Annotated in this window: 9 protein-coding genes; all 9 read right to left on the bottom strand. The window is 69.9% G+C overall.

What is annotated here, in order from left to right; all coding sequences use genetic code 11:
• Positions 1-5: 5 nt before the first annotated feature.
• A complete protein-coding gene (locus LQ566_RS16995) occupies positions 6-2516 on the bottom strand; it encodes an ATP-binding protein (RefSeq protein ID WP_231092971.1) in 2511 nt (836 codons plus the stop codon).
• An 84-nt stretch (positions 2517-2600) separates the two neighbouring features.
• Complete coding sequence (gene kdpC / locus LQ566_RS16990; protein WP_231092970.1) at positions 2601-3173, bottom strand: K(+)-transporting ATPase subunit C; 573 nt, start codon at positions 3171-3173, stop codon at positions 2601-2603.
• 38 nt (positions 3174-3211) lie between these two features.
• Positions 3212-5332, bottom strand: a complete 2121-nt coding sequence (gene kdpB / locus LQ566_RS16985; RefSeq protein WP_231092969.1) for a potassium-transporting ATPase subunit KdpB — start codon at positions 5330-5332, stop codon at positions 3212-3214.
• A gap of 101 nt (positions 5333-5433) precedes the next feature.
• On the bottom strand, positions 5434-7110 hold the full coding sequence (kdpA, locus tag LQ566_RS16980) for a potassium-transporting ATPase subunit KdpA (RefSeq protein ID WP_231092968.1): 1677 nt from the start codon (positions 7108-7110) through the stop codon (positions 5434-5436).
• Positions 7111-7171: 61 nt separating this feature from the next.
• Positions 7172-7261 carry a K(+)-transporting ATPase subunit F gene (gene kdpF, locus LQ566_RS16975; protein WP_231092967.1) on the bottom strand — a complete coding sequence of 30 codons (90 nt, stop codon included), beginning with the start codon at positions 7259-7261 and terminating at the stop codon, positions 7172-7174.
• A 283-nt stretch (positions 7262-7544) separates the two neighbouring features.
• The gene (locus LQ566_RS16970; protein WP_231092966.1) at positions 7545-8822 is read right to left on the bottom strand and encodes a hypothetical protein; all 1278 of its coding nucleotides are present in this window, start codon (positions 8820-8822) and stop codon (positions 7545-7547) included.
• A 13-nt stretch (positions 8823-8835) separates the two neighbouring features.
• The gene (locus tag LQ566_RS16965; RefSeq protein ID WP_231092965.1) at positions 8836-9843 is read right to left on the bottom strand and encodes a hypothetical protein; all 1008 of its coding nucleotides are present in this window, start codon (positions 9841-9843) and stop codon (positions 8836-8838) included.
• 31 nt (positions 9844-9874) lie between these two features.
• Complete coding sequence (locus tag LQ566_RS16960; RefSeq protein ID WP_231092964.1) at positions 9875-10171, bottom strand: hypothetical protein; 297 nt, start codon at positions 10169-10171, stop codon at positions 9875-9877.
• A gap of 118 nt (positions 10172-10289) precedes the next feature.
• Positions 10290-12374: an APC family permease gene (locus tag LQ566_RS16955; RefSeq protein WP_231092963.1), complete on the bottom strand. Its 2085-nt coding sequence runs from the start codon at positions 12372-12374 to the stop codon at positions 10290-10292.
• Between the last annotated feature and the right edge of the window lie 515 nt (positions 12375-12889).

The following is a 12889-nucleotide window of genomic DNA, read 5'->3' as shown; positions in this document are numbered from 1 at the left end:
AGTCATCACTCGTCCGTCACCGAAGCCGCGGCTGCGGGGAGCGAGACCACCATGGTGAGCCCGCCGCCCGGGGTGGCCTCGGCCGTGAGCATGCCGCCCATGCCCTCCGTGAAACCGCGCGAGAGAGCGAGGCCGAGCCCGAGTCCGCTGCTGTTGTCGGTGTCGCCGTGGCGCTGGAACGGCAGGAAGATGTCGCCGAGCCGGTCGGGCGGCACTCCGGGGCCGTGATCGATCACCCGGATCTCCACCGTGCCGCGCAGCTCACTGGTGCTGAGGGCGATGCGGGTGCCCAGGGGCGTGTGGCGCTGGGCGTTGGCGAGGACGTTGACGAGCACGCGCTTGAGCAGCACGGCATCCGCCGCGACCGGCGGCAGGGCGGGATCCAGCAGCAGCTCGAGATCCGCCGGTGTGACGCGCAGTTCGTCGAGCGAGGCCAGGATGACCGAGCTCACATCTGTCGGCTCCAGCCGCACGGCGAGTGCCCCCGCCTGCACCCGGGAGACGTCGAGGAGATCGGTGACCAGGGAGGACAGTGTGCCGAGGCTCTCCTCAGCGGTTTCCAGCAGTTCCGCGCGGTCTGCGGGATCCAGACGCTCGCCCGCCGCGCGCAGTCCCCCCACCGCCGCAACGGCTGCCGCGAGCGGGCGGCGCACATCGTGACTCACCGCGGAGAGCAGGGCGGAGCGCACCTGATCCGCTGCCTCGATCGCGCCGGCGCGGCGGGCCTGCTCGGTGAGCTCTGCGTTCTCCAGCGCGCCGGACAACTGGGCGGCGATGGCTCCGAGCAGGCGCTGCTCCGATGCGTCCAGTCGCGCGCCGTGCACCTCCAGCACGGCCTGCGGTCCGGATCCGATCTGGACGCGGACGTCCGGCTCCTCCGATCCGCGGACGGGTTCGCCATCTGTCGCCAGCACCGCACCCTCGGGGGACACGAGGCGCACTCCGGCGGCTCCCAGGGCCTCGCGGGTGCGTGAGACCAGCGCGGGCACGGCGCTCTCACCACGCAGCACGGAGCCCGCGACGGTGGCGAGCAGCTCCGATTCCGCCGCCGAGCGCTTGGCGGATCGCAGCCGTCGGGCGGCTTGGTCGACGATGGCGCTCACCAGGATCGCGATGATGACGTACAGGCCCAGAGCGAGGGCGTGCAGAGGGTCGGCGACGGTGACCTTGTACAGCGGCGCCACGAACAGGAAGTCCAGGGTGACGCCGGACAGGACGGCGGCGAACAGCGCGGGCCAGATGCCGCCAATGAGGGCAACGACCACGACCAGCAGCTGATAGCCGAGCACCTCCGAGGTGATCGCCGCTTCGGTGTGGAATGCGGTGAGGAGCCAGCTGAGCACCGGACCGCCGATGAGCGCAACGACGAATCCGAGGACGACCCGGCGGCGGCTGAGCGCACCGCGGGCCATGCGGGGAAGCCGGGTGGCGCCGCCCGCTTCGCCGTGCGTGACCATGTGCACGTCGATCTCTCCGGACTCGCGGATGACGGCGGCTCCGATCCCCGGGCCGGTGAACGCCGTGGCCAACCGTCCCCGGCGGCTCGCGCCGAGCACGAGCTGCGTTGCTTCGACCGAGCGCGCGAAGGAGACGAGCGCGCGGGGGATGTCATCGCCGACCACCGTGTGGAAGGAGCCGCCCAGGCTCTCCACGAGGGTGCGCTGTGCGGACAGCAGCGAGGGATCCGAGCTTGACAGCCCGTCCTGCCCCGAGACGTGTACCGCGATCAGCTCGCCACCCGCACCGCGCGCGGCGATGCGAGCGCCGCGCCGCAGCAGCGTGTCTCCCTCGGGTCCGCCGGTGAGGGCGACCACCACCCGCTCGCGGGTCTGCCAGGGGGCGTCGATGCCCTGCTGCTCGCGATACCGAGCCAGCGAGCTCTCGACCTCGTCGGCGAGCCACAGCAGCGCGAGTTCGCGCAGTGCGGTGAGGTTCCCGAGCCGGAAGTAGTTCGAGAGAGCGGCATCGATGCGCTCGGCCGGATAGACGAAGCCCGCGGAGAGCCGGTCGCGCAGCGCCTGCGGCGCCACGTCGATCACCTCGATCTGGTCGGCGCCGCGCACCACCGCGTCCGGAACGGTCTCGGCCTGCGAGACGCCGGTGATCCGGCGCACGACGTCGCCGAGCGATTCGATGTGCTGGACGTTGACCGTGGTGATCACGTCGATGCCGGCGTCTCGCAGATCCTCCACGTCCTGCCAGCGTTTCGCGTTCGTGGAGCCGGGGGCGTTGGTGTGCGCGAGCTCGTCGATGAGGGCGACATCCGGGTGTCGCCGCAGCACGGCTGCCACATCCAGCTCCTCCAGGGTGACGCCCCGGTGCTCGACGCGCTGGCGGGGGATCCGCTCGAGCCCTTCGGTGCGTGCCGTGGTCATCGCGCGGCCGTGGGTCTCCACGACACCGATCACCACGTCGCGTCCTTCGTCTCGAAGACGCGCCCCCTCGGTGAGCATCTCGACGGTCTTGCCGACACCCGGGGCCGCACCGAGCAGGACGCGCAGATTTCCGCGCTTCACCGCCGCGCTCCGTCCGGCGCGGCGGGTGTGCGGGTCGCGTCGGGCAGGACCCGCAGGCTCGCCTGCTTCATCCGTCGTCCTCCGCTATCGTGCCGACGCGTCCAGCGCCCGGTTGAGCTCGAGCACGTTCACGCGCTCGTCGCCGAGGAATCCGAGGTCCCTCGGCCTGATCATAGACCGCACGAGCTCGCGCACCACCGACTCGTCCAGTCCGCGGGCCGCCGCGACCCCGGGCACCTGGGACAGCGCGTTCTCCGGCGAGATATCGGGGTCGAGACCGGAGCCCGACGCCGTCAGTGCGTCGGTCGCCGTCGCCCCGCTCGCCTGTCGATCGCGGATCGCATCGGCGAGCTCCGGGTTCTCCGGGCCGAGGTTGCTGCCGCCGGACGCGAGTGCGTCATAGCCGGACGCGGATGGACGCGACTGGAAGTACTGCGGCAGGGGCTTGCCCGATTCGTCGGTGAAGGACTGGCCGATGAGTGCGGACCCGACAACCGTCCCGTTGTCATCCCGCACCAGCGAGCCGTTCGCCTGGGCGGGCATCGCGAGGCCGACGAGCAGCATGAGGGCGGGGTAGGCGAGTCCGAGGATGACGGTGAGGACGAGCATGGCCCGGAGCGCAGTGGCATGGGTACGAAGTGTCGTGCGAACAGACATGGTGGAGATTCCTCTGGATCAGAGAGTGGGAGGGGGCTTCAGAAGCCGGGGATGAGGCTGACGACGAGGTCGATCAGCTTGATCCCGATGAAGGGCGCGATCAGGCCGCCGAGTCCGTAGACGAGCAGGTTCCTGCCCAGGAGCGATGCCGCACTCGCGGGACGGTAGCGGACTCCGCGCAGTGCCAGCGGGATGAGGATCACGATGATGATCGCGTTGAAGATGATCGCCGACAGGACCGCGGACGCCGGCGAGTGCAGGCCCATGATGTTCAGCGCGGCGAGCCCGGGGAAGGCTGTCATGAACAGCGCGGGGATGATGGCGAAGTACTTGGCGATGTCGTTGGCCAGCGAGAACGTGGTGAGCGCGCCGCGGGTGATGAGCAGCTGCTTGCCGATGCGGACGATGTCGATCAGCTTGGTGGGGTCGGAGTCGAGGTCGATCATGTTCCCCGCCTCCTTCGCCGCCGAGGTGCCGGTGTTCATCGCCACCCCGACATCGGCCTGTGCGAGCGCCGGGGCGTCATTGGTGCCGTCACCGGTCATGGCCACCATGCGGCCGCCCTCTTGCTCCCGCCGGATCAGCTCGAGCTTGTTCTCGGGTGTCGCTTCCGCGAGGACGTCGTCGACGCCGGCCTCGCGTGCGATGGCGCGGGCGGTGAGCGGGTTGTCGCCCGTCACCATCACCGTACGGATGCCCATGGCTCGCAGTTCGTCGAACCGCTCGCGCAGTCCTTCCTTGACGACGTCCTTCAGGTGGATGACGCCGAGAACGTCCCCCGAGCCGTCTGCACGGAGCACGGCCACGGCCAGCGGGGTGCCGCCATCGGAGGCGATCGCGTCGGTGTGCTCCGTGAGCGCCGCGTCCGCCGTATCGGAGAGCGTCACGCCCTCCGATGTCAGCCAGGCGCGCACCGCGGAGCCGGCTCCCTTGCGGATGCGCGTGCCGTCGCGGAGATCCAGGCCGCTCATACGTGTCTGCGCGGTGAAGGGAACCACTGCCGCCTCGCCGTCGTCCGTGGCGTGCACGCCCAGCTGCTCCGCGAGGGCGACCACCGAGGAGCCCTCGGGTGTGGGGTCGGCGAGCGAGCTGAGAGCGGCGGTGCGGACGAGGTCGCCCTCGCCGATGCCCGGCAGGGGGATGAAGCGCACGGCACGGCGGTTGCCGTATGTGATCGTGCCGGTCTTGTCGAGCAGGAGCGTGGTGACGTCTCCGGCCGCCTCGACGGCCCGCCCCGACATGGCCAGGACGTTTCGCTGCACCAGCCGATCCATTCCGGCGATGCCGATGGCACTCAGCAGGGCGCCGATGGTCGTGGGGATGAGGCAGACGAGGAGCGCGATCAGCACGGCGAGCGATACGGGGGAGGTGACGGCGGATGCGATCGGATTCAGTGTCATGACCACCACGACGAACACGAACGACAGGCTCGCCAGGAGGATGTTGAGCGCGATCTCGTTCGGGGTGCGCTGGCGGGCGGCGCCTTCCACCAGGGCGATCATGCGGTCGACGAAGGTCTCGCCCGGCTGCGCGGTGATGCGCACCACGATGCGATCGCTGAGAACGCGCGTGCCTCCGGTCACGGCCGAGCGGTCGCCACCGGATTCGCGCACGACCGGGGCGGACTCTCCCGTGATGGCCGACTCGTCGACGGTGGCGATGCCCCACTCGACGTCGCCGTCGCCGGGGATCAGCTCACCGGCCTCGACGATGACGCGGTCGCCCACCTTGAGGTCCGTCGAGGCCACCTCCGTGACGGTGGTGGCGAAGGCGCCGGGGTCCGTGGCGTCCGGTGACACCACGCGTCGCGCCGTGGTGGTGGCGCGGGTGCGCCGCAGTGTGTCGGCCTGAGCCTTGCCGCGCCCCTCGGCGACGGATTCGGCGAGGTTGGCGAACAGGACCGTGAGCCAGAGCCACGCGGCGATTGCCGCGGTGAAGCCGACGGGGCCGTCGCCACCGAGGAACGGCTCCGCGACGGCCAGCACCGTCGTGAAGGCAGCACCGGCCCAGACGAGCATCAGGACCGGGTTACGCCATTGCGTGCGCGGGTCGAGTCGCCGGAAGGCGCCGGGAAGTGCGGCGCGTACCTGCTGCACGCTGAACGTGCGTGCCGGTGCGGTACGAGGCGTTGCGGCGGGGTGATCGGTGATCACAGCCATGTCAGAAGAGTCCTTCCACGGGGGATTCCGGGGTGAGTGCCGGTGAGGGTGTGGGGCGCGGGTGCGCTGTTGGTGTCCGGGGATCGGTGATCACGGCCATGTCAGGCGAGCCCTTCCGCGAGGGGACCCAGCGCGAGCACCGGGAAGTAGGTCAGCGCGGTGACGATCACGGCCACTCCGATCAGGAGGCCCACGAAGAGCGGGCGGTGGGTCGGGAGGGTTCCCGCGGTCGCCGGAGCGGGGGACTGCGCGGCAAGGGCTCCGGCGAGGGCGAGCACGAACACGATCGGGATGAACCGGCCGAGGAGCATCGCGACGCCCAGGGCATTGGCCAGCCACGGTCCGGACGCGGTCAGACCGGCGAAGGCGGAGCCGTTGTTGTTGGCCGCGGAGGTGAACGCGTAGAGCACCTCACTGAGGCCGTGGGGACCCGGGTTCAGCATCGCGGATCCCGTGATCTCGTCCCGCACGCCGGGGATCGCGAAGCTGAGCGCGGTTCCGGCGAGCACGAGGGTGGGCACCACGAGGATGTACAGGCTCGCGAGCGTGACCTCCTGCGGTCCGAGGCGCTTGCCGAGGTACTCCGGGGTGCGGCCGATGAGCAGCCCGCCGACGAACACCGCGATGACGGCGATCACGAGCATGCCGTAGAGTCCGGAGCCGACTCCGCCGGGCGCGATCTCGCCGAGCATCATGTTCAGCATCGGCATCATGCCGCCGAGGGCCGTGTACGAGTCGTGCATGGCGTTGACGGCACCGGTGGAGGTGAGGGTGGCGGCGGAGGAGAACAGGGTGGAGCCGAAGATGCCGAAGCGGGTCTCCTTGCCCTCCATCGCCCCTCCCGCAAGCTGCGGTGCGGTACCTGCGGCACCCGCTTCGAGCAGCGACAGCGCGACGAGCGACACGACGAAGATCGTGGCCATCGCCGCGGTGATCGCGTAGCCCTGGCGGCGATCGCCGACCATCACGCCGAAGGTGCGGGGGAGCGCGAACGGGATCAGGAGGATCAGGAAGCACTCGAAGAGGTTGGTCCACGGTGCCGGGTTCTCGAACGGGTGGGCGGAGTTGGCGTTGAAGAAGCCGCCGCCGTTGGTGCCCAGGAGCTTGATGACCTCCTGGGAGGCGACCGGGCCGCCGGGGATGGACTGTGTCGCGCCGGCGAGGGTCTGTGCGGTGGTGACGGCGGTGAGGTTCTCGATGACGCCGCCCGCGATGAGGATCGTGGCGCCGATGACGGAGATCGGCAGCAGCACCCGATAGGTGCCGCGGATGAGGTCGACCCAGAAGTTGCCGATCACTCCGGTGCCGCGTGCGGCGAATCCACGCACGAGGGCGACCGCCACGGCGATGCCGACGGCGGCGGACACGAAGTTCTGCACCGCGAGTCCGCACGCCTGGACGACGTATCCGACCGTCGCCTCGGGGGAGTAGGACTGCCAGTTCGTGTTGGCGACGAACGATGCTGCGGTGTTGAAAGCGATGGGCTCGGAGACGGCGGGAAGCCCCAGCGACGCGGGAAGCCACTGTTGCGTCCGCTGCAGCAGGTAGACGAGCAGCATGCCGACGACGGAGAAGGCCAGCACTCCGCGCAGATACATCGGCCACGACTGCTGGGCGTCGCCGTCCACACCGAGCAGCTTGTAGGTGCCGCGCTCGATGCGCAGGTGGCGCCGTGCGGTGTAGACCCGAGCCAGCAGATCGCCCATGGGCCGGTGGGTGATGACGAGAAGGGCGACGAGGGCGAGCGCCTGCACGATGGCGGCGGCGGTGGCGGGCATCAGCTGAGCTCCGGCGTGAGGGTGCGGGGGACGACGAGGGTGCGCGGCGGCAGGATCATCATCAGAAGCGCTCCGGCTTCCACAGCGCGACGACGAGGTAGACGAGCGCGGCGACGGCGAGGACGGCGGCGATCGCGGAGAGGGCGATCATCGCTTCTCCACCAATCGCGCGACCACAGCGACGAGCGCGAAGCACGCGAGCGTCAGCAGGACGGAGAAGACATCGAGCATGATCTTCCTTTGAATCGGAACGGATGCTTCGATGCTTCCGCCCTCTCATGCACGGTGCACGGGGCCCTCACGGAATCCACACGGCAGCGCCCGGATCCCTGACGGGTCCCTCACACGGAGCGCTCAGCTCGTCGCTGCACGGCCGGAGACCCGACGCACCGCGCCTCGTGATGTGCGCGTCGCGGGCGGCCTGCGCGGGGTGGCTATTGCGCTGCGACCCACGCCTGCCAGGCGTCTGGGGTGAGAGCTGGATTCTGCGCCTGCGCCACCGTGAAGAGGTCCGCACCGGAGCGCTGCGCATCCACCGCGAGCCGCCAGGCGTCGCCCCCGCTCGCCTGCACGAAGCCGTAGACCGACCCCGCAGCGCCGTATCCCAGCCACGCGTCTGATGCACGCAGAGCGTCGTCGGAGAAGGCTTCCGTTCCCGCGCGGGCGACGGCATCCTTGACCTCGGGGCGGCGGTAGGTGAAATCGTCGGCGCCCGAATCGGCCGTGGCCCACTCGGCGAAACCCTCCATGACGGCCACAGACGGCTGGCTCTCGCTGGTCGGCGCCGCGGTCAGGTGCAGGGCGTGCAGGAACTCATGTGTCAACGTCTCCGATCGCTGGTCGGCGCTCAGCGGACCCACAGCCACGATCGTGCCGCTGCTGGCATCCCCGGTGGCGATGCGCGGGTCCAGCCAGGGCGCCGGGGACGGTGGCCGATAGGTCGGCATGGCGAATCCGGCCACGTCCATGTCCCACTGCTGGCCGCCGCCGAACTGCCAGCGCGAGAGCCGCGCGGAGTCATCGGTGATCGCGGCCACGAACCCGTCCATCGGAACGTCGCCGCCGAGCTTGCGGACCTCGCTCAGCGCCATCTGCGCCGACGCTTCGGCCTGCGCGAGATTGGCGTCGACCAGGGCCTGCTCGTCGGCCGCGCCGAACAGCACCACGTGCTCCGACCGGGCCGCGTACAGTGGTCCTTCGTCCCACGGCATCGGCTCGGTGTAGGGGGTGATCGACGAGATCAGGTCGCCATCCCACTCGACGTCGTAGTAGAACCCCTGGATCAGCTGGAGTCCGGCATCGTCGGCGCCGCTGCCGCGCTCCGGGTGGGCGGCGAAGGCAAGCTGGGCGCCGAGGATCACGGTGTAGTCGTCCCACGGTGAAATCGCCGCGACGTCCCAGCCGATCGTGCTGGTGCCGTCCCACCAGGTGGCCAGCTGTGTGGTGGCTTCACCAGTGGTGTGCGAGAGGAAGGCGTCGCGGTCTTTGGCGAGCATCGCCTGGTTCATTCCGTCCCATATGCTCTGGTGGCGCTCGTCGCTGGACGGATCACGCTCGGGAACCAGCGGGGGCTGGGTGGCGACGATTCCCGGGACCTCGGCGACCGTTCCGGTTTCGACCTCGTGGGGCCAGGTGATCGCGGTGAACGCACCGGCGATCGCCAGCGCGATCACGCCGGCCCCGGCCCACACCGTCTTCGCGCCGCCCTTCACGACCGCACCCCCGTCATGACTGCGCCCCGGCGATGCCGACGAACGCCCAGCCGTAGTCCTGCGTGCTGACGAGCACCGCGACCAGATTCTGCTCGCCCGCCGTGAAGCGGTACTGCACGAGTCCGACGTCCTCCGGATCGCCGGGCAGCGCGGGAATCTGGGGCAGCTCGGAGTACTCGCCCAGCACCGGGAAGGTCGCCGCGATCGCGGCCGCATCGAGTCCTGCGGCGACCGCGACGGCCGATCCGCCGAGGGCGCAGGGGGAAGCGAGCGTGCCGGTCGTGCGTGCAACCGTCGAGAGCGCGACCATGGCCTGCAGCGGATCGGAGCAGCTCTCGTTCTCGGCGACGACGGAGGACTGCGCGCCGGACGCGGTCAGCGAGCCGAGGGCCCACGGCGCTACCGCCGTCGGGTCCTCGCCCGCGCGCGACTGCTCCGGCTGGTCGGATCCGTCGTAGTAGAAGGCCCGCACGAACAGGCCCTGAGCGTTGAGGACCGTGGTCGATCCGTCGGGCAGGGTGAGCGTCGTGGCGAGGTAGGCGTCCGACACATCGGCGGGGCGATCCTTGTCGATCAGGTCGCCGTTCGCGCGCCACGGCGCCACGGTGATCTCCGTGCTGCGCGTGACGCCCAGCGCGTCCAGCGCGGCGGCGTCGCCGGCGCCGGGGCGTGAGCCGGCGTCGGTGAACTGGGCGGCGAGTGCGGGCACGAGATCGTCCCTCCAGGCATCGCCGTCGGCGTCCAGGTGTGTACCCAACGCGGCGGCGACGTCTTCCAGGGGTGCGCCGGGGAACATGTTGGCCCGCGCCGTGGCCGACGCCGCCCACATTCCACCGCATCCCGCGAGCACGATCAGGACGGTGGCGATCGCGGTTGCGACGGTCGACCCGCGGGGCCCGCTTCGTCGCATCGGTGCGGACAGCACCCCGGCGCCCCCGAAGCGCAGTGGGCGCTGGTGGCTTCCGCGCGGGTCACCGGGCGTGGCGGGGGAAAACCCCGGTGCTCCCTGATGCGGCATCATCGCGATCCCCTCCGCCTCTGACGCTCACATCCTACGCAGTGGGCTCGGACATGCCGCGCCGGCCGCCCACGTCCGAAGCTGTCCGATGCGGCCGCGCGACGGGGCGGGACGCCAGTGCGGCGAGGCACACTCCGATCACCCCGACGACGAAGGCCACAGCGCCGACGATCACGCAGACGGTGGCGGCCGCCGGCGGCTGATCAGGCGACCCGTCCTCCGCCAGCGCGGTGAAGACGACGCTCCCGCCCAGACAGCACAGGGCGAGGCCGAGGACGGCGAGCCCGACGAGCAGCATGATCGTTGCGGGGTGGCGAAGGGCGCGTGCCATGTCCTGTCCTCATCGTCGAAAAAGTGACCCCCTGTGGATGAGATGTCCGCTCACACGGAAAAGGTTCACGAATTCGGCGATGAGTTCTCTGACGGGCTCATGCGTGCACCGGCGCGGGTCAGCTGTGATCGGGCGGGCCGCCGGCCCGGGTGGCCCGCCGTGGTTCTGCGGCGGGGAAGGGCTGGCCGGAGCGCTCCTGTCCGGGCATCACGCGTGAGCGGCGGCCGTAGATGATCTCCGACGAGTCCAGCAGCCAGGGGACCAGGGTGATGGTGACGCCGTGGACCAGCATCAGCTGCTGCGCCATCCGCTTGGCCCTGCGGTTGTGCAGCACGCTCTCCCACCAGTGCCCGACGATGTACTGCGGCAGGTAGACGGTGACCACCGACGGCCCGTGCTTCTCGCGGAACTGCTTGATGAACATCGCCACCGGAGCCGCATAGAAGCGGTACGGAGACTCCACGACGGTGAGCGGAACGGGCATCCGCTTGCTATCCCAGTCGGCGAGCAGCCGCTCTGTCTCGGCCGGATCAGCCGAGACGTGGACAGCGAGCAGCGTTCGGTGGTTCGCAGCGAGTGCGTAGTCCAGCGCCTTGAGCACCGGCTTCTGCAGGCGGTTGACCAGAACGATCGCGACGTCGCCCTGCGCGCCGAAGTGGGGGACGTCGGTGACGGTGATCTCCGCCTCGACGTCGCGGTAGTAGCGGCTCACGCCGATCATCAGGATCGACAGCACCGGGATCGCGAGGAACACGAGCCAGGCGCCGTGCGTGAACTTCGTGATGGTCACGATGACGAGCACGAGCGAGGTCATCGTCGCTCCGGCGGAGTTGATGATGAGGCCCTTCACCGCCTCGTGCCGGGTGAAGTCGGTGCTGCGCTGATGCTCGCTGCCCGCAGGCAGCTCCTCCCGCATCTCGCGCAGGACGCGGCGCCAGTGGCGGACCATGCCGATCTGGCCGAGGGTGAACGACACGAAGACACCGATGATGTAGAGCTGGATCAGCGTGGTGAGGTTCGCCTGGAACACCAGCAGGATCGTGATCGCCCCGATGCCGAGCAGGATCATGCCGTTGCTGAACACCAGGCGGTCACCGCGGGTGTTCAGCGCCTTCGGCGCGTATCCGTCGCGGGCGAGGACGGCGCCGAGGAGGGGGAAGCCGTTGAACGCGGTGTTGGCCGCGAGCAGCAGCACGCAAGCGGTGGCGGCCTGGATGATGAAGAACGGGATCGACCCGCCGCCGAAGACGGCGGCCGCAAGCTGGGCGATGAGGCTCGGCTGCGGCTGCGTGCAGTCGAAGCCCTGCAGATCGCACGGGTTCTCCGCGTAGTGGATTCCGCTGATGAGGGCGAGCGCGACGAGTCCCGCGAACAGGCATCCCGCGATCGTTCCCATGATGGCGAGGGTCGTCTGGGCGTTGCGGATCTTGGGGCGGCGGAACGCCTGGACGCCGTTGGAGACGGCCTCGACTCCGGTGAGCGCCGAGCAGCCGGAGGAGAACGCGCGGAGCACCAGGAGGACCACGGCGGCGTTGGTCAGCGAGTGCACCTGCGAGGTGTAGTCGGCGCTGGAGGCGACAGGAGCGTCGCCCAGCACCGTGCGTGCGAGGCCGACGACGATCATCACGGCGACCGAGCCGATGAAGATGTAGGTGGGAACGGCGAAGACCGACGAGGCCTCGCGCACGCCGCGGAGGTTCATCAGGATGATGAGCACGACGAACCCGATGGCGAGTTCGACGCGCCAGGGGTTCAGCACCGGGAGCGCGGAGATGATGTTGTCGACGCCGGAGGCGACAGAGACGGCGACGGTGAGCACGTAGTCGACGAGGAGGGCCGCGGCCACCACGACGCCGGCCTTCTCGCCGAGATTCTTCGATGCCACCTCGTAGTCGCCGCCGCCCGACGGGTAGGCCCGGATCAGCTGGCGGTAGCTGAGCACCACCACGACGAGGAGCAGGACGACCGCCGCGGCGACCCAGGGGGCGAACGAAAGGAACGCGGCGCCGCCCAGCAGCAGGATCATCATGATCTCCTGCGGTGCGTAGGCGACCGAGCTCAGCGCGTCGGAGGCGAAGATCGGCAGCGCGAGCTTCTTCGGCAGAAGCTGGTCGTCCGCCTGCGTGGACGTCAACGGCTCCCCGAGGATCCAGCGCTTGGCGCTGGGTCGGGGACTGGCGGGATCGCGAGTGTCATTCACCACGGACGTAGAACCTACGCGTTCCTGACGGCCGATGATGCGTAATCACGGGAATCCTCACGAGATCCTGACGGCTGTGGTGTGCGCTGCGGTCCGACGTGTGCCCTGGATCCTTCGCGGGTTGTGGCCCTGGAGTTGTTCGCGGGGTCGTGGGATCGTTCGCGGGTTGTGCCTCGGATCCTTGGCGGGGGTGCGCCTTGGACCGTTCGCGGGTTGTGCCTTGGACCGTTCGCGGGTTGTGCCTTGGACCGTTCGCGGGGGTGTGCCTTGGACCGTTCGCGGGGTTGTGTCCCGGACCCTTGGTGGGGGTGTGCCTTGGATCGTTCGCGAGGTTGTGTCCCGGACCGTTCGCGGGGTTGTGTCCCGGACCGTTCGCAGGGGCGTGGGATCGTTCGCGGGGATTGCGTCCCGGACCCTTCGCGGGGGTCGCGTCCCGGACCGTTCGCGGGGGTTGCGTCCCAGGACCCTCGCCGGATTGCGTCCCGGATCGTTCGCCGGGATGACCCGGCTACGCCTCG

The sequence above is a fragment of the Microbacterium nymphoidis genome, assembly GCF_021044885.1.
GTDB classification, from domain to species: domain Bacteria; phylum Actinomycetota; class Actinomycetes; order Actinomycetales; family Microbacteriaceae; genus Microbacterium; species Microbacterium nymphoidis.
The sequence above is the reverse complement of the archived record's forward strand: the minus strand, read 5'-3'. Positions and strand labels throughout refer to the sequence as shown.

What these genes read in the sequence shown, in the direction of transcription:
- kdpF (WP_231092967.1), bottom strand. Translation starts at nt 7,261, where the DNA reads ATGATCGCCCTCTCCGCGATCGCCGCCGTCCTCGCCGTCGCCGCGCTC.
- kdpC (WP_231092970.1), bottom strand. Translation starts at nt 3,173, where the DNA reads ATGTCTGTTCGCACGACACTTCGTACCCATGCCACTGCGCTCCGGGCC.
- kdpB (WP_231092969.1), bottom strand. Translation starts at nt 5,332, where the DNA reads ATGGCTGTGATCACCGATCACCCCGCCGCAACGCCTCGTACCGCACCG.
- LQ566_RS16965 (WP_231092965.1), bottom strand. Translation starts at nt 9,843, where the DNA reads ATGATGCCGCATCAGGGAGCACCGGGGTTTTCCCCCGCCACGCCCGGT.
- LQ566_RS16960 (WP_231092964.1), bottom strand. Translation starts at nt 10,171, where the DNA reads ATGGCACGCGCCCTTCGCCACCCCGCAACGATCATGCTGCTCGTCGGG.
- kdpA (WP_231092968.1), bottom strand. Translation starts at nt 7,110, where the DNA reads ATGCCCGCCACCGCCGCCGCCATCGTGCAGGCGCTCGCCCTCGTCGCC.